Raw genomic sequence first — 24288 nt, forward strand, 5'->3', positions numbered from 1 at the left:
AGGATCCGGGCGGTGGTTCCGCCCGGTTCGCAATCCCGTCGGTCAGGCAAAGATCCCCTTCTCCCGATCCACCAGATCCGTAATGAAATCCGCGACGACGCGAATGCGGCGCTGGTCGCGCAGCGTCTCGTGATAGACGAGCCAATAGGCGCGGTTGATGGTCTTATCAGGCAGAACCGGCATAAGCGCGGGATCGCGCCGTGCGATGAAGCTGTGCAGGATGCCGATGCCCGCCCCCGCCCGCACCGCCTCGGTCTGGCCCAAGGTTGAAGCGATCTCGAACCGGGCCTGCCAATCCTTGGCAACCTCGCTTGCGTAGGCAAGAGCGGGCGAGAAGACGAGATCCTCCACATACCCCACGAGCTGGTGCTCTTTCAGATCCGCAGGACCAGCAGGGGTGCCGTGGCTTTCCAGATAGCGCGCGTGGGCGAAAAGACCGAGCGTGTAGTCCACCAGTTTGCGGGCAACGAGGCGTCCGTGCTCGGGGCGCTCCACCGCCACCGCGATATCGGCCTCTCGCCGCGACAGCGAAATGGAACGTGGACCCGGTACCAGTTGCACCGTAAGGCCGGGATGCCGAGCCGTCAGTTCGCCCAGACGCGGGGCCAGAAAGGCAACGCCGAAACCGTCGGGCGCGCCGATGCGCACCGTCCCAGACAGATCCATGTCGGCATCCGTGGCGGCGGTGGCCGCCAGCATTTCCGCCTCCATCGCCTCAGCGGACGTGAGGAACCGTTCGCCCGCGGGCGTCAGGTGGCAGCCATTGGTACGCCGGTCCATCAACTTGACCTTAAGCGCCGCTTCCAGTGCGCTCACGCGGCGCGCCACCGTGGCGTGGTTCAAGCCCAACCTGCGGCCCGCCGCCAGCAATTGCCCTGCGCGTGCCACCGCCAGAAAGATGCGGACATCGTCCCAGTTCATTCCGTGCCCCGTTTTCATTCGCCAAAACCGCGCCACGCGGCATCTACATCTTTTTGCACCGCGGTATCGCTATTTGCGGATTTTGCACTTCAATCTACGCACAACAGCTCCGCTCGGTCGAGCGTTGCGTTTCGTGGCTCTTGATGCAGACTGTGCGTCAGCGTGCGGTGACAATTCCGCCGAGGTTCCAGATGACGACGAACACAACAATCCGGGAGGTTTCTCGATGACCCAGGAAATCGGACATTTCATCGGCGGCAATCATGTCGCCGGAACGTCGGGTCGCACCGCCGACGTCTTCAATCCCGCCACGGGTGAGGTTCAGGCAAAGGTTGCGCTTGCCTCGCCCGCCGAGATGCGTGCGGCCATCGAAAACGCCGCCGCCGCGCAGCCCGCATGGGCCGCGACCAACCCGCAGCGCCGCGCCCGTGTGCTAATGAAATTCGTCGACCTGCTTCACCGCGACATGGACAAGCTGGCCGAAGCGCTGTCGCGCGAGCATGGCAAGACGCTGCCGGACGCCAAGGGCGACGTGATCCGTGGCCTGGAAGTGGCGGAATTCTGCATTGGCGCACCGCACATGATGAAGGGCGAGTATTCCGAAGGCGCGGGCCCCGGCATCGACATGTATTCCATGCGCCAGCCAGTGGGCGTTGCGGCGGGCATCACCCCCTTCAACTTCCCGGCCATGATCCCGATGTGGAAATTCTGCCCGGCGATCGCGGCCGGCAACGCCTTTATCCTGAAGCCGTCCGAGCGTGATCCCTCCGTGCCGATGATGCTGGCGGAACTGATGCTGGAAGCCGGTCTTCCGGCGGGTATTCTGAATGTGGTCAATGGCGACAAGGAAGCCGTCGACGCCATTCTCGATGACGACATCATCCAGGCCATCGGCTTCGTCGGCTCCACGCCGATCGCGCAGTATGTGTATTCGCGCGGCTGCGCGGCGGGCAAGCGCGTACAGTGCTTCGGCGGTGCGAAGAACCACATGTTGATCATGCCGGATGCCGACATGGATCAGGCCGTCGATGCGCTGGTGGGCGCGGGCTATGGCGCGGCGGGCGAACGCTGCATGGCCGTCTCCGTTGCTGTCCCGGTGGGCGAGGCTGCGGCCAACCTGCTGATGGAAAAGCTCATCCCGCGCGTGGAAAACCTGAAGATCGGCCCCTACACGGCCGGTGACGACGTGGATTTCGGTCCGCTGGTGACCAGGGAAGCCTATAACCGCGTCAAAAGCCTTGTTGACCGCGGCGTGGCGGAAGGCGCGACGCTCGCCGTCGATGGCCGCAATTTCAAGCTCCAGGGCTACGAGAACGGCAACTTCATCGGCGGCTGTCTCTTCGACAATGTCACCAAGGACATGGACATCTACAAGACCGAGATTTTCGGCCCCGTCCTGTCCGTGGTGCGCGCCAAGACCTATGAGGAAGCCATCGACCTGCCGATGAGCCATGAATATGGCAACGGCGTCGCGATCTTCACCCGCGACGGCGATACGGCGCGCGATTTCTGCGCCCGCATCAACATCGGCATGGTGGGTGTGAACGTGCCGATCCCGGTGCCGCTGGCCTACCACACCTTCGGCGGCTGGAAGCGGTCCGGTTTTGGCGACCTGAACCAGCACGGCCCGGACGCCTTCAAGTTCTACACCCGCACCAAGACGGTCACCTCGCGCTGGCCGTCGGGAACGAAGGAAGGCGCGGAGTTCTCCATCCCGACCATGGGGTGATCCGCGGCCGCCTTACGGTGGACTGGAATAAGAAAGGGGGCCGAAAGGCCCCCTTTTTTCTTTGCCCGATCAACAGCTTCGTTGATGCTCAATGAACGCGCCGCAGACGCGACACCGGCTCCATGATTGCTCTCAAGGGGCGTGGTTCACACACTTCAGGCCTCCTCGCGAACCTGCACGCTTGCCTCAGGCAAGCGCGCTATCAAGGACCTTGGTTCTTGAACCCGCCGCAATGACGTGCGATCTCACTTGCGGAATGGCCCAAGCAGACGCCGCCGAAAAGCAGCAAGCAGCCAGGAGCCTCCCTCGTCCAAGGCCCCGACATTGAGAGTTCGCCGATGACCTTGCCTGCCCGCCCACTGGCTGCCGCGTTGCGCATTTTTGCCAGCGTCGCCGTTTGCACCCTTCTTGCCCCCGCCGCTCATGCGCTCCCGCCTCTTACCCAGGATTGGCAGGCGACGCTCAACCGGGACAATCCGTTGCTTGGCCGTATCTGGTCCGTGAAGGAAGGAGACTTCGTCACGCCGGATGTCCTGGCCAGGGATATCGCCTCCGCCCGGTTCGTTCTGGCCGGAGAGACGCATGACAATCCCGATCATCATCTCAGGCAGGCATGGATCGTCTCCGTCCTGGCCGAAGCCGGGCGCAAGCCCGCCATTGTCTATGAGATGATCCCGGCCGACAAATCCGCAGCCCTGGCGGATTATCTTGCGACCTCTCCCAAGGACGGCTCCGGTATGGGGACGGCGCTGGATTGGGATGCCTCCGGCTGGCCCGCATGGTCGATGTATCAACCCATCGCGGATGCCGCCCTGGCCGCCCACATGCCGATGGCGGCAGGCGACCTTTCGCGCAAGGTCCTGAAGGATTTCCGCACAGACGGCCTGGAGGCCCTTGGGCCGGATGTCTTGAAGAAATGGCGGGTCTCGACACCGCTTCCCGAAGCTGGCCTTGAAACGCTGAAGCAGGATCTGCGAGACGGCCATTGCGGCCTTCTGCCGGAACCCGCTGTCGATGCGATGGTTCCGATCCAGCGCGCCCGCGATGCGTCGCTCGCGGATGGGATGATCGAAAACGCCACCGAGGACGGGGCCGTTCTCATCGCCGGGCGCGGCCATGTTCGCGCCGACATGGCGGCGCCGTGGTACCTGCGCCAACGCGCGCCGGATGCCGCGATGCTAATCGTGGCCATGGTGGAACTGGAAGCGGGGGAGAGCAAGCCCTCCGACTACATGCCCGCCCCCGGCCTTTACGACTACATCTGGTTCACGCCCAAAGCCAAGCGCGCCGACAAATGCGAGGAACTGCGCGCCCGCTTCAAGCCGAAGAAGGACTAGCGAACCGGGGCGAACAGAGCGTTCACCCGAGAAGGGCTTCCCATTTCCCCTCGCTGGTCCGATCCTGAGGCTTACGGAAACGGGTCAGGCCGGACGCAGACACATGCGCCAGCCTGCCCCCTCGCCCCATGTGCTGCAGTCAGCGGAGGAACCGATGTCGAGGCGACCTGAAGATCCGGCACCGGGCGACGGTGCGGCCTGCGATGCGGTTGAAACCATCATCGTGCCACGGGTCAGCGATATTGGCGGTTTCGAGGTGCGCCGCGCGCTTCCTTCCATCAAGAAGCGAATGGTCGGCCCCTTCATCTTCTTCGATCAGATGGGACCGGCGGAGTTCATCACCGGCGAGGGGCTGGACGTCCGTCCCCATCCCCATATCGGTCTTTCCACCGTCACCTACCTCTATGATGGCGAGATCTTCCATCGCGACAGCCTTGGCTCCGCGCAGGCCATCCGCCCCGGAGACGTGAACTGGATGACGGCGGGGCGCGGGATTGTGCATTCGGAGCGCACCGCGCCAGAGGTGCGAGAAAGCTCCTTCAATCTCTTCGGCATCCAGACATGGGTCGCCTTGCCGAAGGAAAAGGAGGAGATCGCCCCCACCTTCACGCATCACGGCAAGGCGGACCTGCCGGTGATCGCCGACAAGGGCGCTGAGGTGCGGCTCATTATCGGCGAGCTTTATGGCGAGAGATCCCCCACGCCGAGCCATTCTGAAACCTTCTATGCCGATGTGGCCCTTGAAGCGGGCGCGCGTATACCGGTCGATATCGGTCATGAGGAACGCGCCATCTATACGCTTTCCGGCGAGATCGAGATCTCCGGCGACCGGTTCGGCCCCGGCCAGCTGTTGGTCCTGCGCCCGGCTGACGCCCTTCATGTGACCGCACTCACCGATGCCCGCTTCCAGCTGCTGGGCGGCGAGCCGATGGACGGGCGGCGCTATGTGTGGTGGAATTTCGTCTCCTCGTCCAAGGAACGCATCGACCAGGCCAAGGCGGAGTGGAAAGCCGGTCGCTTCGACATTGTTCCCGGCGATGAGGACGACTTCATTCCCCTGCCCGACTGACCCGGTCACGCAGCAAGCCCGATCCAGAGGTGATGGAAATGTCGAACATGAGCTGGCGTGAAGGCATCATCGCCACTTGCCGCGCCATGAACGCCTCCGGGCTCAATACGGGCACATCGGGCAATGTCTCCGCGCGCATCGGGGACGGCTTTCTCATCACCCCGTCCGGCATTCCCTATGACGAGCTGACACCCGATCACATCGTCGCCATGGATCTCGACGGCGGTTTTGACGGCGACTGGCTGCCATCGTCCGAGTGGCGCATGCACATGGATATCTACCGCTCCAAGCCCGAGGCGGGGGCAATCGTTCATGTCCATTCAAGCCACGCGGCGGCGCTTTCCTGCCTCAGGCTGGAAATCCCGCCATTCCACTACATGATCGCGGTCGCAGGTGGAAAGACGTTGCGGTGTGCAGACTATGCAACCTTCGGCACACAGGCGCTCTCCACCAACATGATCGCGGCGCTTGAGGATCGCTCCGCCTGCCTTTTGTCCAATCACGGCCAGATCGCCTTTGGCCCGACGCTTGCCAAAGCCCTGTGGCTTGCAGGCGAAGTGGAAGAGCTTTGCCACCAGTATTTCATCGCCGCCCAGATGGCGGCGGTCACCGGTCGCCCGATGATCATTCTGGATGATGAGGAAATGGAGCGGATACAGGAGAAATTCCGCACCTATGGCAAGCAGGTTACGGAGCTGGGCGCGATCGGAGAGCCTTCCCGGTAGAAGACCGAAGAGCGCGTACGGCCTCGGTGGAGAGCAGCCATGTAGTCGCGCTTGTTTCCCAATGAAAACTTCGGTATGCCTCACTGTCGATTATGACAATTTCCGCTTACTCGCCAGGACGTTACCGCATGCAAGATCGCTGTTTTTCGAGCCGCGCCGTGGCACTACTGATTGATCTCCTTGTTGTATCAACCGCACTCACCGTTGTGTTTTACGTCTTGAGTACGCCATTCTCGGCACGGTTTATCGTACCCAGCTTCATCAAAACCAACTCCTGCGAACAAAGTAATTTTCTCTCGAACGAGCGAATGGAACAGCTTCTCCCGCTAAAATCCGGAGAACAGCATATTCAAAGAGTTTGCGAAACTCGAAGCTCTTTCTTGTTCAAATCAAACATCACATACATAATTGCATTTCGTAGGGACGGAAACAAAACCTACTCAAGATCGCTTGCATATTACTCTGATGAGCTCGGGAACCACACTCGTTACTACCCAATGCAACTCCCGTTTTATATCATTTTGGCACTATCAATTGCCATTATTACCGGAAAATTCGCCACGACCCCGGGCAAGAAATATCTCGGGCTACAGGTCACCACCGAGTCCGGCGGCTCGCCATCCGTTCGCCAGTGTTTGATTAGAGAAATGGTCAAGTTTTTTCCGCTGTTTGCTCTTGCAGCATACGAGACAGTTGGCTTCGAGAATCCAACACCTGACGAACTTGCGGTGTCTGCAAGCAAAATTTTCCAAACATCTGCAAGCAAACTTTTCCAAACAATGGAATCCAGTGAAATGCACTCGGCATTTTTCGGTCAGCTTGCGGTTGGCATCCTGATCTTCATAGCGTTCATCTGGTTCCAGTTCGGCTCTTTCATTCGTTGGCGCGGACAAACCTATTGGGATCGCCTGGCGGGGCTTTACGTCAAAACGAGCGCCTAGCCCGCCAGAGCGATCCAGCCAGATCGTCGCGATCGAGAGCGCCTATTCCAGCAGTGCCGTGCGCGCTTCCGCTATACCCTCACGTTCCAGCGTGTCGGCGATCCTGAGCACGATGTCCTCGCGCCAGGGAGCGGCGACGATCTGGACGCCGAGGGGGAGTTTTGCCCCCTCCAGCCAGACCGGCACGGAAACCGCCGGAAGCCCGATGGAGGAAAACGGCTGGGTGTAGATGCCAATATTCGGTTCCAACGGCAAGGTTTCACCGTCGATGTCGATGGTCGTGGTGCCGAAGGGCGGTGCGGAGAAGGGGGTTGTCGGGCTCAGGATCGCATCAACGCCCTCGAAGAGTTTCAGAACCTCATCCCGATAGAGCCTCCGCACACGCTGGGCGCGCATGGCCCAAGCTGAGGGAATGAGCGCGCCCGCAACCAGACGGTTGCGCGTCTCAACCTCGAAATCGTCGGGGCGGGTCCGCAGGCGGTCCAGATGGAAGGCCGCCCCCTCCGCCCCTGTCAGGACATAGGCCGCAAGGCGGGCTTCGCGGGTGAGCGGAAGCTCCACCTCGCGGTCAACTTCCAACGCCTTGGCTGCGGCCTCCACGGCTTCGAGCGCCTCTCGGGTGGCGTTCTGACGGAACCAGCCTCCGGCAACAGCAATGCGCAGACCGTCTGTTCCTTCCTGCAACGCTGCCTGACAGGACATGACCGGGTGTCTGGATGAGACCGGATCGGCGGGATCGTAACCGGCCACGGCATCGTGGATGGCGGCGAGATCGCGGGCGGTTCGTGCAAGCGGGCCGACATGGTCGAAACTTGTCACGAATGGAAAGGCTCCGGCGCGCGAAAAGCGTCCATAGGTCGCCTTCAGGCCGAAGGTGCCGCAAAAGGATGAGGGCACACGGATGGAGCCGTTGGTATCGGACCCCAGCGCCACCGGCACGACGCCCGCCGCAATCGCGGCCCCAGATCCTGCAGAAGACCCACCGGCCATGCGGGTCGTATCATGTGGATTGCGGACATCGCCGTCATGGTCGTTGGTGCCGGTGAAGCCGTAGGCGTATTCGTCCATGTTGAGCGTGCCGACAAGCAACGCGCCTGCCGCCTTCATGCGCGCGATCAGCGCGCCGTCGGCTTTGGCTGGGGGATTGTCGCGATTGATCCGCGACCCGGCCAGCGTCTTCAAACCGTCCACGTCATAGAGGTTCTTGGCCGCATAGGGCAGACCGGCCAAAGGCGGCATCGGTTCACCGGCTGCACTTTTCCTGTCGAGCGCATCCGCTTCGGCCAGGGCGCGCTCGGCGGTGATCTCAGTGAAGACGTTGATGCGCGGATTGACGGCCTCGGCAGCCTCAATGGCAAGCTCGGCCATATCCTTTGCGGAAACCTCGCGCTTGCGCACGGCATCGATGATATCGGCGGCGGAGCCGGTCAGGGGATCAAGATGCATGGGTCAGGCCTCGTAATGCCAGGCAGGTTCGGCGCGTTCCTCCAGCGGCACGGCTTCAACCTCTTGCGCCGCCTTGGCGATGGCTTCGAAATGCGCAGTCACACCCGCGCGCCACGTGTCTTCCATGGCGATCCCGACCGCGGCGGCCAGCGCATCGACCATTTCGGAGAAATCCCGTTTCTGCTGCATTGAGCCCCCCATGCGCGTGTTTCAAGCCGGACAAACAGCCACGCCTCTCGTGCGCGATCGCCGCCGGTCATTTCATCATATCCCGGCGTCTGCTGAGGTCGACCCCGAGACGCCCTTCCAGACTGTTATTTTTCGCGGGCCCACCCAAGTCACAGCAAGATCGTTGCATCGCCCCCTCGTTTCGGTTATCCAACTTCCCATGATCAACACACGCAACATGACGGGCTGGTGGTGGCGCCTCTAGGGTGGCCGCGACGACGCATGTCCGCATGCTGGTGACGACAAGGCCGCCCAGGGATTTCCCCCTCGGGCGGCCTTGTCGTTTCCAGGCTTCCGATTGCGGTGTCCCGGTCGTGCGGTTCAGGTAGCAAGAATGTGCCTGACGGCAGTGGAATGAAGGAGCAAGGGAATGACTCTGCAGCCAGATCAGAGCTTCGAGACGGCGGGCGGCATTACCGTTTCGCGCCGTGTGCGTGACGCAGACTATGAGGCGGGCACGAGCGCGTGGATGGACCGCCTCGACAGCCAACGTGGCGCGGTTTTCTCTTCCTCCTACGAATATCCCGGTCGTTACACCCGATGGGACATGGCCCTCGTCAATCCGCCGCTTGTTGTGGAATCAAACGCCCGCATGGTGACGGTTCGCGCTCTCAACGGGCGCGGCGAGGTTTTGCTGCCCGCCATCGGGCGTGTGCTGGAAGGCCACCCCGACATCGCGGAGATGAAGAGGCTGGATGACGGCTTTGCCGTGCTGATCGCGGAGCCGACCCGTTTCCTGTCGGAAGAGGAACGCTCCCGTCAGCCCTCCACTTTTTCCGTGGTACGCGCGCTCATCAGGCTCTTTTCCTGCCCCGACGATCACCTCGGCCTTTACGGCGCCTTCGGCTATGACCTGTGCTTCCAGTTCGAACCCATCGATCTGAAGCTCGAAAGGCCGGCCGACCAGCGCGATCTGGTGCTCTACCTGCCGGACGAGATGCTCATCGTCGACCATTACGGCCGCAAGGCGCATGTGCTGGAATACGACTTCGAGGCGGACGGCAAGTCCACCGTTGGGATCGAGCGTTCCGGCGAAAGCGTCGACTACAAGCCGGCGCAAGGCGATCCGGGCCGTGGCGATCACAAGCCCGGTGAATATGCCGATCAGGTCCGTGCGGCAATGGATTACTTCCGGCGCGGGGATCTGTTCGAAACCGTTCCGGGCCAGACCTTCTATGAGCCCTGCCCCAACCCGCCTTCCGCCGTTTCCCGCCGCCTTCAGGCAATCAACCCCTCCCCTTATGCCTTCTTCATCAATCTCGGCCATTCGGAATATCTCGTCGGCGCATCGCCGGAGATGTATGTCCGCGTGACGGGCGGACGTCGGGTGGAGACCTGCCCGATTTCCGGCACCATCCGGCGCGGCAAGAATGCCATCGAGGACGAGGCCCAGATCCGCAAGCTTCTGAACTCCAAGAAGGACGAGGCGGAGCTGACCATGTGCTCCGACGTGGATCGCAACGACAAGTCGCGCATCTGCGAGCCGGGCTCGGTTCGCGTCATCGGACGGCGCCAGATCGAGATGTACTCCCGCCTGATCCACACGGTCGATCATATCGAAGGCACACTGCGTCCGGGCATGGATGCGCTGGATGCGTTCCTTTCCCACACATGGGCGGTGACGGTGACGGGTGCACCGAAACGCTGGGCTATGGAATTCGTGGAAAACCACGAAAAGAGCCCGCGCGCCTGGTATGGCGGGGCCATCGGCGCGGTTCTTTTCAACGGCGACATGAATACCGGCCTGACGCTTCGTACCGTGCGCATCAAGGATGGCGTGGCGCAAATCCGTGCCGGCGCGACGCTGCTCTTCGACAGTGTTCCGGAAGATGAAGAGGCGGAGACGGAACTGAAGGCGGAGGCCATGCGCGCCGCCGTGCGCGAGGCCGGCCTTGCGCTCAATCCGGCAGCGACCGCCCAGAAGGGACCGCTTCCCGGTGAGGGCATCAAGATCCTTCTGGTCGATCACGAGGACAGCTTCGTCCACACGCTCGCCAACTACTTCCGCCAGACGGGGGCCGAGGTCGTGACCTACCGCTCTCCGGTGGCCGATGCCGTCTTCCACGACATCAATCCCGATCTCATCGTGCTGTCACCCGGTCCGGGCAACCCGCGCGACTTCGACTGTGCGGCGACCATCGGGCGCGCACGGGCGCGCGGCCTGCCGATCTTCGGCGTCTGCCTCGGCCTTCAGGCGCTGGCGGAAGCCTTTGGCGGCGAACTCGACCAGCTCGACATCCCGATGCACGGCAAGCCGTCGGCGGTGACGTTTGAGGAGAATTCCGTGCTCTTCCACGGGTTGCAATCGCCGGTCACCGTCGGGCGCTACCACTCGCTTCACGCCAAGCGCGAAACGCTGAACGAGGATTTCCGCGTGGTCTCGCAGTCCGACGACGGCACCATCATGGCCATCGAACACCAGCGCGAGCCGATCGCCGCCGTTCAGTTCCACCCGGAATCGATCATGTCGCTCGACCAGGAAGCCGGGCACCGGATCATCTTCAACGTGGTGGAAGGTCTGGCGCGCAAGAAGGAAAAGGCTGTCGCCTGACGGCCCGTGCGGAATGAGCCCGCAAGCGATCTGAAGGCGACCGGGTCCGATGGGGCCCGGTCGTTTTCGTTTGCAATGGCGGACGCCTAGCGCGGCGCCATGCGGATTGCGCCGTCGAGGCGGATGATCTCGCCGTTCAGCATGTCGTTTTCGCAGATCGAGCGCACCAGCTGAGCGTATTCGTCCGGCTTGCCGAGACGCGAGGGGAACGGCACCTGCTTGCCGAGGCTGTCCTGCACGTCCTGCGGCAGACCGAGCAACATCGGGGTCTCGAAGATGCCCGGCGCAATCGTCATCACGCGGATGCCGTACTGGGACAGATCGCGGGCAACCGGCAGCGTCATGGCCGCGATGCCCCCCTTGGAGGCGGAATAGGCGGCCTGCCCGACCTGACCGTCAAAAGCGGCGACGGAAGCGGTGGAGACCATCACGCCGCGCGCGCCGTCGGCGGAAACCGGATCGAGCTTGATCATGCCCGCAGCCGAATGGGTGATGCAACGATAGCTGCCGATCAGATTGATCGAAATCACCTTTTCGAAAAGGCCCATGGAATGCGGCTCGCCGCGCGAGACAGTCTTGGCGGCCGGGCCGATGCCCGCACAGTTGATCAGAATGCGCTCCTGACCATGCGCCTCGCGCGCTGCCGCAAAGCCCGCAACGACGCTCTCTTCGCTGGACACATCGACCTTGACGAATTTGGCGCCGATTTCGGCTGCCCTCTGCTCTCCGGCCTCTTCGTTCAGATCGAACAACGTGACCTTTACGCCAGCTTCGGCGAGCATCTTGCCCGTTGCAGCACCCAAGCCCGAAGCCCCGCCGGTTACAACCGCGGCGAGCGAACCATCCAATTGCATTTATATCCTCCCGGAAGTGAATCCGACCGGCCGGCCGGATTGTGAATCCAGCCACAGCTTGCAGGTCGTGAACGCTGGGTCAAGTCGCAGACGACGGCAAATGCAAGCACGGGCGATCTGTGATGAAAAACGCAAGCCGAAACAGCGGATAGGCGTCAGGACAAAGGCTCACACGCATGGCTCGGCACCACCGGGATCTGCTCGTTCACCAGCAAGGCCACGTCGACGACATCGTCAATCCCCTCGATATCGACGCCTCGACGCAATTCTATAGCCTTCACCTGCGCCCCTTGTCGGGCGGCCAGCTCATAGGTCTCCAGCGCGGCCACAGCGCTGGTGACGAACGTCTTGTTGGCGTTTTCAAGCTTTGCCGCAAGGTTCACCGGCGCACCGATCACCGTGTATTCCAGACGGTCGGCCACCCCCACAACGCCAATGGTGAGCGTGCCCGATGTGACCGCCACGCCGACCCGCATCTTGCCCGGCCATCCCGCCTCCACAAAATCCGCCTGTGCGGCATGGATCACCGCGATGATCTCCATCGCCGCGGCCACCGCGTCGGCGGCAAAGGTCTGCGAAGGGGACAGAGCGCCAAAGGTCGCCAGAATGCCATCCCCCAGATACTTGTCGATACGCCCGCCGCGCCGCTTGATGACAGGCGCAGCGCAGGCCTGATAGCACCCCAGAACACGCATGATCGTCTCAGGCGGCAACTTGGCGGCGACCGGTGAGAAGCCCCGGATATCAACCATCAACACGGCGGCCTCCACCACCATTCCATGGCCGGCTTCGATTTCCACTTGGCCTTCGGTGATGGTGCTGGCGACCTCGGGTTCGAAGAACCGCCTCAAGTCACTGGCGGCCATGTGGTCACGTATGGCGCCGAAAAAGATACGGCGCGCGCGCGCAAGGCCGAAGGCCAGCACGAGCGTGACGGCAAGTATGATGAGGAGCTTGTCGAACTCCGCCCCGATCAGGATGGAATTGGAGGTGAGATAGCGAACATAGTTGCGTGTCACCAGCATGTGGTCAGGGTCCGCCATCACCGCATAGGCGACCAGAGCGATCCAGCCAATGGCCGCAATACCGCCAGCGGTCAGAACGAAGCGCGGGTCAAGCCGCAGAGCGCGCAGCGCGATGAACAGGAACATGTACATCACCGTCGGCGCCTTCAGATAGAAGGTGGGGTGCTGGTCGTACTGGATGTGGAAGGAAAAGATGATCCCGACCAGCAACAGCATGTCGGCGACGATGGAGAGGTTGAGCGCCCAGACCGGCATTTCCCGGCGATAGGAGAGCCACAGACGCCAGATCGTGAAGAGAAAATAGGCTCCAAGGGCCCAGGGTACGAAGTTGAACCCGGATGTTCCTTCAGCACGCGGAGCAATGGAGTAAAGAAGGGCAAAGAAAAGAACGACGCCGAGCTGCACCCAGCCGATCAGCCGTTCGGCAGCGGCGTCCTGCCTGCTGATTTCCTCGGCCATTCTCGGCGGAATGGTCTCAGGCATCGCCTGTCTGCGAAACAGTCCCGCCAATCGCGCCACTTCATCCCCCCGCATGTTCCCCGCAGGCGCGATCCAGTTCGCCCCCGCTGCCTCGACACGCCTGAAACGTACGCAACACGGTCCTCGCGGTGGCCACCGATCACCCGATGGCCCGTTCTCCCGCAGCGACGGCCCACCTTAGCCCCCGCCAACGCCCCACCGGCCCGGCCACGGAGCTCAGCAATCAGATATTGATCGTCTCGCCCTGAACCGCAACCGATGCGGCCCGATTTCCGGCCTTCACCTGCGCAGCGATCACGTCAAGCTGGTCATCCGTGCGCGCGGGATCGTGATGGAATATCACCGGCCGCCTCACATTGGCCTGTTTCGACAATCGCAAGGCTTCCTGCCATGTGGAATGCCCCCAACCGATGTGGTCCGGCAACTCCTCATCCGTGTAGGTGGCATCGTAGATCATCACGTCCACGTCCTTCACGAACGCTTCGACAGCGGCATCGATCTCGGGATCGCCATGCTCGTGATCCGTGATCACGGCAAGGGAGCGTCCCTCGAAGGTCAGGCGATAGCCGCAAGCGCCACCGGGATGATTGAGCCGAATGGTCTCCACCTTCACGTCGCCCAGGGTCCATTCATCACCCGGCGTGTAAGCCTCGAACGAGACGCCTTTCAGCGTTTCGGCGGCGACCGGGAAAACCGGCGGCGACATGATCCGGCACACCACATCCCGCAAGCAACAGCGATCCTTGAAATGTCCGGCCCAGCAGCACACAGCATAGGAGGCATCATAGGCGGGCTGGAAGAACGGCAGGCCACAGATGTGATCGAGATGCGTATGCGTGAACAGCAAGTCGATTTGGTGCTGATCGCCTTTCACGAGTTCGCGGCCGAGATTGCGCGCGCCAGAGCCGCAATCAATCAGAATGATCTGCTCACCGGCACGTATCTCCAGAGAGGTGGTCTCACCTCCGTATCGCAGCGTCTCCACCCCCGGTGCCGGCGTCGAACCGCGCACTCCCCAGAAACGCAAGGAAAACTCACGCGCCAATGCGATCTTCTCCTGACTGCTCTCGCTTTCGAAGGGGCCCTTGCAGCCCCTTACCTGAACACTTTGCCGTTCCCTGCGGATCCGGCTCGCAGCTGATGCTGCCACCCAGTGCAACCATTTGTTTCTGACCTGAGCTTGTCACCGAAGCCGCTTGCGGCTTCGGGAAGAAGGTCAGGCCGCCCACCTGTGGCAAGCCTTCAGCCGGGCAGATCCGCCTTTTTTTTTCGCCCCCCCGCCCCCGGCGCCAAATGGTCCGTACGGTTGGTGCGGCAGGGGCAGGCTAGCACCATTTCTCGAATATCAACCCTAACAGTTTGCCGGAATGTTACTGTGATGAGAGTCACAGCATCTCACTTCGCCTGACGTCGCGCTTTGGTGGATACACGGCGGATCATGCGGCAACAGACAGGAATGTCGGGGTTTGCCGGATCAATTGGCCTTTCCCGCCAGAGTGGCATTGGCCGCGCCGAGATCGCGGGTCGTTTTTTCCAGACGCTGGGCGAGCACACGCATCACCTCAAGAGCGATTTCGGGGAACTCCTTCAGCAATTTCAGGAAATTATCCTTGGAAATAGTCAGCACGTCCATATCGGACACCGCCACCAGAGATGCGGTGCGCGGCACGTCGCACAAGATTGCGATCTCACCGACGATGTCGTTCGTACCAACACGCGCCACGACCTGTTCGCCCAGGTCTGTCGCCACCTCCACGTTCGCTTCACCGTTCAAAATGATGAAGGCGCTGTCCCCCGCCTCACCTTGCGAGCACAGGTGCTCTCCCGGCTCGAAACAGGTCCTCTCGCTGATAAAGGCAAGAAGCCTGAGTTTTGCCGGATCGATTCCCTTGAAAAGAGGAACCTGACACAAGGCATTCACTTCACTGTCGATCGTCATCGGGAAACTCTCTCTCGGGCCGGCTTTTTTTTGATTGGTTCCTGTTTCGCGGAACAGGTGTTCAGGTCACTGCATTCACTTTCGAACTCAATGTGCATCGGATTGTTTCAGGACGTCGGAAGCGGTGTTGATCGATCCGCAGAGACACTTGCCGGCACACCCTGGCCGGGCCCAGGCAACCTGCCCTATCCGCTTTGCACGACTTTCTCATGACGCCCCTCCCTCCATCAGTCGCGATAAGCTGGTCGCTTGCGCGGCCACCACGTCCTCCATGTGGCCTTGCGAGATAACCGCCTGATAGGGAAATTCCTTTGCGACCTCGGGATCATCCAGGCCGAAGAGCAGCGTCTTCCCCTCCATCGCGGCGCGCAAGGCTTCGCGCAGCGCCCTGTCCTGCGCACCGTTTCCAGCCGCCACGCCATCGATCACCAGCATGTGCGGGTTCTTCACCAGCGCACGCGCCAGGGCCATCCTCTGCCGCTGGCTGTTGGTCAAACGCGAGCCAGAAACGCCGACGTTGTAATCGAGACCGGCCTCAAGGATTGGCGCGCGCAGCTTCATCTCGTCGATCAACGCGCCGATCACGCCCTCAATCCGCTCGCGCGCATCGCGCCTGTTGCCGCGCGGCTTGCCAAAGATCAGGTTGTCCTCGATGGAGAGCGGCTCCGCCCAGGCCTCGCGATCGAAGAGCACGTATCGGCCGTTCTCGGTACCGAGCCTCTCGCGGAACGTCTTGCGCGCGGCAACAATCTCGGCCTCCATTTCCGGTGTCAGGATCCCCAGACGGTGCTTGGCCGGAATGAGCTTGAGCGCGATACCGATCAGCAATCTTGCGTCGTCGTCATTCAGCTCCTTGTCGCTTCCAGTCCCCTTGCGCAGGATCCGCTCCACTTCCGGCATCTGGTCTGCGGAAACGAACGAGAAGCTCTCCTGAAGGCCGGACTGGGCCGACAGGTTTCCGAACAGCTCCACCATGGTCTCCGCAATCTTGCGGCCGATTCCGACCATGCGGGCATGAAGGGCCGTGGATTTCAGGAACGCCATGAAGAGCTCGTCTTCAGGGATCTGCTCCAGCGCCACGGTCGGATCGGCGGGAAGGCCGAAGAGCAGGTTCTCCGCAAGAGACGCGCTGGAATTGAAGGTGTTCGCCTCCCAGGGCTCGATCAGGTCGCCAAGTTTCTTGTCGCTCGCCAACCGCTCCGCTATTGCCGCGCGCAGGTCCAGCATCCCGATGGACTGCGCTTCATCACCGGCAATGCGTGCCTGAAGGCCCATGTGATAGATGTCGTCGTCAAGACCGACAATCCGCAGGACAGCTATCGCGCGTTCGTCAAGCTCCTGCTGGTTTCCCGCGCCAGCGGCGCCGAAGTCTTCCCACTCGTCGTCAATGTCATAGGGCGAGTTCGCCGTCGCCACCGCCTCCAGGCGACGATAGCCGCGCTCTGGCTCGTTGCCCTTGACCGCATCCGCCACGGTGACCGGGCGGTGACGCAAGCCGTAATAGAGGTTGTCGCGAATGGTCCCGGTGAAGATATGCGCGCCGGAGGCGACATAGCTGATCAGACGGCCGAGGCTCGCAGACGCAAGCGTTTCCAGATTGTGGCCACCGATCTCCACCCGACCGCTGTCGGGCTGGAGAAGTCCGCAGGCAAGCAACAGAACCTCGGAACGTCCGGAACGATCGTCGCCGACAACGGCACAATGCCCGTCTTGTGGAATTTCGAGAGACACACCATGGGCCTCCGGACGGCCGCCCCCTTCCGAAAAGGAGACCGAAATCATGGACAACCCGCCGCCAAGCGCAATGACTTCGTCGCTCGTCAGACGTTCCAGGGGATAGATGTCAGGCGGGTCGAAATTCTCGATAACCGTCTCGTATTTGACGCTGCAATCGGCCTGCGTCTGATAATAGGCCAAGAGCTCCTTCCAAGGCCCGGCAAGATCCTTGTAGGCAGCCAGCACCGCGACCAGCGCACCGAAGCTGATATTGCCCTGAATAACGAGATAACCGCCAATCGAATAGAAGAAGAACGGCGTGAGTTGATTGATCAAGTTATTGATAAACTTGATCATATATTTGCGCTTGAAGATGTCGTAGCGGATCGCGAAATTCGTGTGTAGCCGCGACGAGAGATCGGCCATGTGCCATGCGGAAGTGTCGTTGGCATGGATTTCGGTGACGCCGTTGATGCTCTCACCCACGCGGTCTGCAATGGTACGCACGTTCCGCACCCGCTCGCGCGACAAGATAATCACCCGGCGTTGAAGGCGTGGAATGATGTAGCCCTGGACCGGATAGAGCGCGATGGCGGCCACGCCAAGCAGCGGATTCTGTACGAAAATGAAGAACAGGTAGACAAGTAGCGTCCCGCCCTGGAAGGCCGGAACGGCGATCGCGTCGCCGATATACCCTCCCAGATCCTCCACCTCAGAGGTGATCATCGGAATGATCTCGCTTGAGGAGACACGCCGGAACCGAGGCAGGCGAAAGCGCAACACTCGTTGAAAAAGTTCATAGCGCAACCGGCGCAACATCCGCTCGCCGGTCAGCCCCTTGTACACGTTGAGCGTGTATTTCACGCCATTATTGAGAAAAACCAGAAACAGAAACGAGAAGCAAAGCACCAGAAGATACTGGATCTGCCCCAACTCGAAGCCGAAAACAACGCGCGGAAAATCGCTCCCCTGGATAGCATCGTTTACGATAATCTTGGGTAGCTCAAGCGTACTATACAGCAACGGGAAAGACAGAACGGTAATGAACAGGATAATAACCTGTTGCCTTTTGCTATACCGCCAGATGAAATGAAAGAGACTTCTTTCCATATTTAAAACACCTGAGCGGCCCCGGTCTGAGCCTGACCAGTCTTTCAACGACAACCTTTGCAGAACGCATCTTAAGGCAACCATAGCCGCAGGAGCCGGGAACGCCTAGATGCCAATCATCGTTCTGGACGCAAAACTGCTGCGGGAGCTAAACTGAGCGCGAGGTTCAATCTTGGATCCCAAGCCCGGTCCCATGTTGACGGCATCGTCATCATGAGTTGTGTAAAGGGAACGTGGAATTGGAATGTTGTCTTGTGTATGCTTAAAGGCGTTTTCGCGACTTCGATGCAAGCGCCGCGGGTAAACGGGCCCATGCTTAGAGGCCTTCGCGATCTTCGACATAGACGGCTACCGCATTCACAGATGGCGACCGCATTGCAAGCCACTCGGGAGATACCATCGTTCGCGCCCTGTCAGGCTCAGGTCACGGGGCTTTCCATAGCAGCGCTGGCTTGAAGCGCACAGGCAAATCAGAACCGTGCGTCGTCAGGGCTTGTCGTCCTCACCCGCATCAACGATGTCTCCACCGACATTTCCAGCAGAAACCGCTTGGCGGCTCTAAATGTATCGAACGGGTGCCGGATGCTCATCAACAAGCCGAAGATCCTCATCTACAGCCATGATTCCTTCGGACTGGGGCATCTGCGCCGTTGCCGGGCGATCGCGCACTCGCTGGTTGCGGATATCGGGGATCTCTCCGCGCTGATCCTGTCCGGATCTCCGATCATCGGGAATTTCGATTTCCGTGCACGGGTGGATTTCGTCCGTATTCCCGGTGTCATCAAGCTCAGAAACGGCGAATACACTTCGTTGAGCCTGCATATCGATACCGAACACACACTTGCAATCCGCGCGTCGATCATCGAGCACACGGCTCAGGTCTATGCGCCGGACATTTTCCTTGTCGACAAGGAACCCACGGGCCTGCGTGGCGAAGTTCTGCCGACGCTTGAAACGCTGAAGGCGGCGGGCACCCGGCTTGTGCTCGGCCTTCGCGACGTGATGGACGATCCGGACACGCTGCGCGAGGAATGGGAACGCAAGAACGTCTTGCCGGCCCTGGAAAATCTCTATGACGAGATCTGGGTCTATGGGCAGTCGAGCATCCACGATCCCCTCGACGGCCTCGACATTCCGCAATCGGTTCTGGACAAGGTTCTTTACACCGGCTACCTGCGCCGGGATCTGCCGCGCGCCCAGCGCCCGATGGAACACTTCGCCTTTTCCGAGGATCCCTTCATCCTCGTGACGCCCGGCGGCGGCGGCGATGGGGAAGAAATGGTGGACTGGGTGCTCAGGGCCTATGAGGCGCGCCGCACGGCGCTGCTGCCCGCGCTGATCGTGCTCGGCCCCTTCATGGCGCCGGAAGCGCAGGCGCAGTTCCACGCGCGCGCAGACGCAATGCACGACATTCACATGATGGATTTCACGCCGCAGATCGAACCTTATCTGGCACGGGCCACCGCGGTTGTCGGCATGGGGGGCTACAACACGTTCTGCGAGGTTCTGTCCTTCGACAAACCGACGCTGCTTATCCCCCGCATCGAGCCACGCAGGGAACAGGCGATCCGCGCAAACCGCGCCAGCGACAATGGACTGGCGGATGTGCTGCCCATCGACGTCTATCCCGATGTCGACCTGATGTCGGATGCGCTCGCCCGATTGGCCCAAGCCAAGCCGCCCTCGGCCGCCCGCCTTGACGGGCTGCTTGATGGCCTCGATGTGATTACAAACCGTGTTTGCGAAATCCTAGACACGGACGGGATCACGCAACAGGCCCTGAAAGCACACGGCTGACCTCCAAGGGTGTTACCCATTCCTGTCGCATGCGTGGGCCCACACGCGAGCCCGCTCGCCCTGAGAAAAGACTGTCGGAGAATTCCATGTCGCGTATCGCCGTCGTCGTGAAAGGCTACCCCCGCCTTTCGGAGACATTCATCGCACAGGAGATTCTCGGCCTGCAGAAGCGGGGCGTGGACCAGTTGATCGTTTCGCTGCGCCACCCGACGGACCCGCATCTGCATGACCTCCACCGTGAGATCACCGCGGATGTGCTTTATCTGCCGGAATACTTGAAAGACGATCCCAAGCGTGTCGCGCGCGCGCGGCGCTGGGCGGAAAAGCAGCCGGGATACGCCCGGGCGCTGGCCGCCTTCAAGGCAGATCTCGAACGCGATCACAGCGCCAACCGCTACCGCCGGTTCGGTCAGGCCTGCGTGTTTGCGCATGAATTGCCCGAGGATGTGACCTGGCTCCACACCCATTATCTCCATACGCCGGCATCCGTGACGCGCTACGCGGCGCTGATCCTCGGGATGGAGTGGTCGTTTTCCGCCCATGCCAAGGACATCTGGACCTCGCCCGCGTGGGAATTGCGTGAAAAGCTGGACAGTTCCGCGTGGGGCGTCACCTGCACGCGGGTCAATGTCGATTACCTGAACGGGCTGGGGAAGCGAAAGGACGCGGTGGAGCTGGTCTATCACGGGCTCGATTTCTCCCGTTTCCCCTCACCACCCTCCACACGCGCGATGCGCGACGGATCCGGCGACCCAGTGCGGATCCTCTCCGTCGGACGGCTGGTTGAAAAGAAGGGCTATGACGACCTGATCGCCGCCCTCGCCCGCCTGCCCGACGATCTCGCCTGGCACTTCGATCATATTGGCGGCGGGGCGCTCAAGAAACGCCTTCAGGCGCGCGCCGAAAAGGCGGGGATCGCGGATCGCATCACATGGCATGGCGCGCAGCCGCGCGAGGCGGTGATCGAGGCCTGCATCAACGCCGATCTTTTCGTGCTGTCATCGCGCATCGCGCGCTCCGGCGACCGCGATGGCCTGCCAAACGTGCTGATGGAGGCGCAGTCTCTGGGCCTCTGCTGCCTGTCCACGCGGGTCTCCGCCATTCCGGAATTGATCGAGGACGGCAGGACCGGCGTTCTTGTGGAGCCCCATGATCCGGCGGACCTCGCAACCGCCCTTGAAGCCCTTGCGCGCGATCCCGCCCGTCGCCAGGCCATCGGCACTGAAGCTTCGCAGCATGTGCGCAGCGCCTTTTCCTCCAAACCCGGCATCGACCGGCTGGCGGAAAAGCTGCGCGCGTCCGGTTGAACGGCCTCGCGATGCGAATAGCCTTCTACGCCCCGATGAAACCGCTCGACAGCCCCGTCCCATCCGGTGATCGGGCCGTGGGACGGTTGATCGTGCGTGCGCTGGAAATGGCCGGGCATGAGGTCATTCAGCCAAGCCGTCTGCGTCTGTGGCTGAAGGAAGGCTCGCACGACGCGCTTGCCGAAAAGGAGCGTCTTGCGGACAGCGAAGCGGAGCGCCTGCTCGCCGACTTTGCCAGGCACCGCGCGCCGGATCTCTGGCTGACCTATCACCTCTATCACAAGGCGCCCGACTGGCTCGGCAGTCGCATCGCGAACGCGCTCGGCATTCCTTATGTGGCGATCGAAGCAAGCCGGGCGGCCAAACGGCGAACGGGCGATTGGGCCTATGGTTTTGCCGCCGTCGACACCATGCTGGAACAGGCGGACATGGTCGTCGCCAGCCACAGGCTTGATGCGCGCGGGCTCGCAGCCGTGGTGCCGGAAGAGCGGTTGACGATCCTGCCGCCCTTCATCGATGCCGCGACCTTTGAGGTGACCGGTCCGAGGCTTCTTGAGAGGGGTGAGCCCATCCGGCTTCTCACCGTTGCCATGATGCGGGCGGGCGACAAGACGGCGTCCTATCGGGTGCTGGCGGAGGCTCTGGAGAGGATCCGCGATCTCGACTGGCGGTTGACCGTCGTGGGCGACGGCGAGATGCGCGACGAGATCATGGGCTGGTTCGATCCGGTGCGGACCGCCTGGGTCGGCCAGCTCGATGCGGCGGGGGTTACCGCGCAATACGCGCAGGCCGATCTCTTCGTCTGGCCAGCGGTTCGCGAGGCCTACGGCCTTGTCTTTCTGGAGGCGCAGGCAAGCGGCCTGCCGGTGGTGGCAGGTGATGCCAATGGCGTTCCTGATATCGTCTATGAAGGCGAGACCGGCTTTCTTGCGGTATCCGGGGATGCGGAAAGCTTTGCCAAAGCCCTGCGCCTTGCGCTATCCGACAGGAAACACCTTGCCCGCATGGGCGCTCAGGCCCGCGAGAGCGTTTCGGGCCGACACGATATTCAAGCGGCATCGCGAAAGCTCGATGCCATTCTGCGCAAGGCGCAGGACATTCATACCAAGAGGATCACAGGCTCGTGCCGCAAACTCCCCGCGTCCTGATCTATGTCCAGCATCTTCTGGGCACCGGCCATGTCATGCGCGCCGCCGCCATCGGGCGGGCGCTGACCGCCCACGGGTGCCCGGTCACCATGGTGTGCGGCAACACCCTTCCCCCGACGCTTGAGACAGACGGGCTCAATGTGATTTCGCTGCCGCCGGTGCGCGCGCGCGACGCGTCCTTCCGCGAACTCGTCGACGAAAACGATGAAGCCATTACCGACGCCTGGAAGGCCAGGCGCCGCGATCTGTTGCTTCAGGTCTATGAGGACTGCCAGCCGGATGTGATCCTGACCGAGACCTACCCCTTCGGCCGTCGCCAGATGTCGTTTGAGCTGGAACCCCTGATGGAAACGGCGCGGGCACGGGCCAATCCGCCGCTGATCGTGGGCTCGGTGCGCGATATCCTCGTTCCCAAGCCGGACCCGCGCAAGGAAGAAGCGATGGCGGAGGTCGCGCTTCGCTATTTCGACCTGATCCTCGTCCACTCCGATGCGGACATGGTGCGCCTTGGCGACAGCTTCCGCTATGCCGACCGGGTGGAGCACCTGCTGACCTATACCGGCTATGTCTATCTGGCGAAGCCCGCTGATCCGCCTGCCGATGACGGCAAGGACGAGGTGGTCGTTTCCTGCGGCGGCGGTGTCGGCGCGTTCCATCTGCTCGATTGCGCAAGCAAGGCGCGCGCGCATTCAACCCGTGCGGGCGACACGAGATGGCGCCTTCTGGCGGGCTATCACATGAGCGAGGACGAGTTCGACACACTCAAGACCGCCGCACCTGACGGCGTGATCGTGGAGCGGGCGCGGCCTGACTTTCCCGGCCTTCTGCGTCGCGCGCGCGTCTCGGTCAGTCAGGCGGGCTACAACACCACGCTCGATGTGCTGGCGGCGGGGGTTTCCTCCGTGCTCGTGCCCTTCGCGCAATTGGAAGAGAGCGAGCAGACGGTGCGCGCCACGGCGCTCGCCGAACATGGCCGGGTGGTCTATGCGCAGGATACGACCCTGACACCGCAGAGCCTCGCAAGGGCCGTGGACGATGCGCTCGGCATGCCGATGAAAGACCATCCAACCGGCATGGACGGCGCGGATGTTTCCGCCAGGACCGTGCTTGAGGCCTGGAAGAAACGGACATGAGCGGCGAGGAACAGGACGAGCGCGAAGCCTTTCGCTCCGCGCTCAAGGCCCATCTGGACGGCTTTGCGGCACGTGGGCAGACCATCTCCTTGTGGTGGCGCGATGACGATGCCATCGAGCCGACCCCGGCGCTTGACCGCATGCTGGCGCTCGCCAACCGTTATGGGGTCGATATCGGCCTGGCGGTCATCCCCAAGGGGGCGGGCGAAGCTCTTGCGGAGCGGCTGAGGCAGGAGCCCCATGCCGTCGTGCTCCAGCACGGCTGGCGGCACAAGAACCATCAGATCAAGGCGGAAGGCGAAAAGGCGGCAGAACTCGGCACACGTCGCGACATGGAGGAGGTTCTGGGCGAGCTCACCATGGGCCGGGAGAAGCTGGAAGGGCTTTTCGGCGAGAAGTTCATTCCCGCACTTGTCCCGCCATGGAACCGGATCAGCGACGCGATCGCGCAAGCCGCCCCCGGCATCGGACTGCCGGGGCTTTCCACCTTCACCTCGAACGTTGCCATGCGCCCGCACCGCCTTCAGACCCATCTCGATCCGATCAAATGGAAAGAGAACGGACGTTTCATCGGTTGGGGCTCGGCCCGGCGTCGCTTTGACGAAATCCTGGAGGCGCGTTCGCAGGACCCTTCTGAGCCCATTGGTCTTCTGAGCCATCATCTGGTGATGGATGACGACCATTTCGCCTTTTTCGAGGATGTTCTGGAAATTACCGCGGCGCATCCGGCTGCCAAATGGCCGCCAGTGAGGCGTCTCTTCGCGCTTTGAACCAAAACGGGCCGCCCCGATGGGGCGGCCCGTTTTGCAATTCCTGGCAGGAAGACCAGGCC

The 24288-nt window shown here is 61.8% G+C and carries 19 protein-coding genes; 11 read left to right on the plus strand and 8 right to left on the minus strand.

The window, feature by feature from the left end; translation table 11 throughout:
• Positions 1–42: 42 nt before the first annotated feature.
• Entirely contained in the window at positions 43–921 is an 879-nt protein-coding gene (locus tag ABGM93_RS07770) for a LysR family transcriptional regulator (RefSeq protein WP_321505018.1), read from the minus strand.
• 226 nt (positions 922–1147) lie between these two features.
• Between ABGM93_RS07770 and ABGM93_RS07775 the strand changes: the two genes are divergently transcribed.
• From ABGM93_RS07775 to ABGM93_RS07795, 5 genes are all read left to right on the plus strand, one after another.
• Positions 1148–2650 (plus strand): CoA-acylating methylmalonate-semialdehyde dehydrogenase, encoded by a 1503-nt coding sequence (locus ABGM93_RS07775; RefSeq protein ID WP_321505020.1) that lies wholly within the window; start codon positions 1148–1150, stop codon positions 2648–2650.
• 338 nt (positions 2651–2988) lie between these two features.
• Complete coding sequence (locus tag ABGM93_RS07780) at positions 2989–3987, plus strand: ChaN family lipoprotein (protein WP_321505021.1); 999 nt, start codon at positions 2989–2991, stop codon at positions 3985–3987.
• Between the two features lie 154 nt (positions 3988–4141).
• A complete protein-coding gene (locus ABGM93_RS07785) occupies positions 4142–5056 on the plus strand; it encodes a pirin family protein (RefSeq protein WP_321505023.1) in 915 nt (304 codons plus the stop codon).
• A gap of 47 nt (positions 5057–5103) precedes the next feature.
• Positions 5104–5781, plus strand: a complete 678-nt coding sequence (locus tag ABGM93_RS07790) for a class II aldolase/adducin family protein (RefSeq protein ID WP_321505025.1) — start codon at positions 5104–5106, stop codon at positions 5779–5781.
• A 158-nt stretch (positions 5782–5939) separates the two neighbouring features.
• On the plus strand, positions 5940–6722 hold the full coding sequence (locus tag ABGM93_RS07795; RefSeq protein WP_321505027.1) for an RDD family protein: 783 nt from the start codon (positions 5940–5942) through the stop codon (positions 6720–6722).
• 42 nt (positions 6723–6764) lie between these two features.
• Here ABGM93_RS07795 and ABGM93_RS07800 read toward each other — a convergent pair whose 3' ends face one another.
• A complete protein-coding gene (locus tag ABGM93_RS07800) occupies positions 6765–8168 on the minus strand; it encodes an AtzE family amidohydrolase (RefSeq protein WP_321505029.1) in 1404 nt (467 codons plus the stop codon).
• 3 nt (positions 8169–8171) lie between these two features.
• Positions 8172–8357 (minus strand): DUF4089 domain-containing protein, encoded by a 186-nt coding sequence (locus tag ABGM93_RS07805; RefSeq protein WP_321505031.1) that lies wholly within the window; start codon positions 8355–8357, stop codon positions 8172–8174.
• A 409-nt stretch (positions 8358–8766) separates the two neighbouring features.
• On the opposite strand from ABGM93_RS07805, the gene ABGM93_RS07810 reads away from it, so the two are divergent.
• Positions 8767–10947: an anthranilate synthase gene (locus tag ABGM93_RS07810; RefSeq protein WP_321505033.1), complete on the plus strand. Its 2181-nt coding sequence runs from the start codon at positions 8767–8769 to the stop codon at positions 10945–10947.
• 86 nt (positions 10948–11033) lie between these two features.
• On the opposite strand, the gene ABGM93_RS07815 is transcribed toward ABGM93_RS07810, so the two are convergent.
• The 5 genes from ABGM93_RS07815 to ABGM93_RS07835 form a co-directional block, all read right to left on the minus strand.
• Positions 11034–11801: an SDR family NAD(P)-dependent oxidoreductase gene (locus ABGM93_RS07815; RefSeq protein ID WP_321505035.1), complete on the minus strand. Its 768-nt coding sequence runs from the start codon at positions 11799–11801 to the stop codon at positions 11034–11036.
• A gap of 155 nt (positions 11802–11956) precedes the next feature.
• Complete coding sequence (locus tag ABGM93_RS07820; protein ID WP_321505037.1) at positions 11957–13309, minus strand: adenylate/guanylate cyclase domain-containing protein; 1353 nt, start codon at positions 13307–13309, stop codon at positions 11957–11959.
• 220 nt (positions 13310–13529) lie between these two features.
• Positions 13530–14456 carry an MBL fold metallo-hydrolase gene (locus tag ABGM93_RS07825; protein ID WP_321505039.1) on the minus strand — a complete coding sequence of 309 codons (927 nt, stop codon included), beginning with the start codon at positions 14454–14456 and terminating at the stop codon, positions 13530–13532.
• A gap of 324 nt (positions 14457–14780) precedes the next feature.
• Positions 14781–15245 (minus strand): cyclic nucleotide-binding domain-containing protein, encoded by a 465-nt coding sequence (locus tag ABGM93_RS07830; protein WP_321505041.1) that lies wholly within the window; start codon positions 15243–15245, stop codon positions 14781–14783.
• 207 nt (positions 15246–15452) lie between these two features.
• Entirely contained in the window at positions 15453–17894 is a 2442-nt protein-coding gene (locus tag ABGM93_RS07835; RefSeq protein WP_321505043.1) for an ABC transporter transmembrane domain-containing protein, read from the minus strand.
• 759 nt (positions 17895–18653) lie between these two features.
• On the opposite strand from ABGM93_RS07835, the gene ABGM93_RS07840 reads away from it, so the two are divergent.
• From ABGM93_RS07840 to ABGM93_RS07860, 5 genes are all read left to right on the plus strand, one after another.
• Entirely contained in the window at positions 18654–19868 is a 1215-nt protein-coding gene (locus tag ABGM93_RS07840; protein WP_321505045.1) for a glycosyltransferase, read from the plus strand.
• A gap of 86 nt (positions 19869–19954) precedes the next feature.
• A complete protein-coding gene (locus ABGM93_RS07845; protein WP_321505047.1) occupies positions 19955–21175 on the plus strand; it encodes a glycosyltransferase family 4 protein in 1221 nt (406 codons plus the stop codon).
• Positions 21176–21186: 11 nt separating this feature from the next.
• Positions 21187–22323 carry a glycosyltransferase family 4 protein gene (locus ABGM93_RS07850; protein WP_321505049.1) on the plus strand — a complete coding sequence of 379 codons (1137 nt, stop codon included), beginning with the start codon at positions 21187–21189 and terminating at the stop codon, positions 22321–22323.
• The gene (locus tag ABGM93_RS07855) at positions 22299–23456 is read left to right on the plus strand and encodes a glycosyltransferase (RefSeq protein ID WP_321505052.1); all 1158 of its coding nucleotides are present in this window, start codon (positions 22299–22301) and stop codon (positions 23454–23456) included. Before ABGM93_RS07850 ends, ABGM93_RS07855 begins: the two co-directional genes overlap by 25 nt.
• Positions 23453–24226 carry a polysaccharide deacetylase family protein gene (locus ABGM93_RS07860; RefSeq protein WP_321505054.1) on the plus strand — a complete coding sequence of 258 codons (774 nt, stop codon included), beginning with the start codon at positions 23453–23455 and terminating at the stop codon, positions 24224–24226. The genes ABGM93_RS07855 and ABGM93_RS07860 overlap by 4 nt, the downstream gene beginning before the upstream one ends.
• The last annotated feature ends 62 nt before the right edge of the window (positions 24227–24288 follow it).

It is taken from the genome of Breoghania sp., from assembly GCF_963674635.1.
GTDB lineage: Bacteria > Pseudomonadota > Alphaproteobacteria > Rhizobiales > Stappiaceae > Breoghania.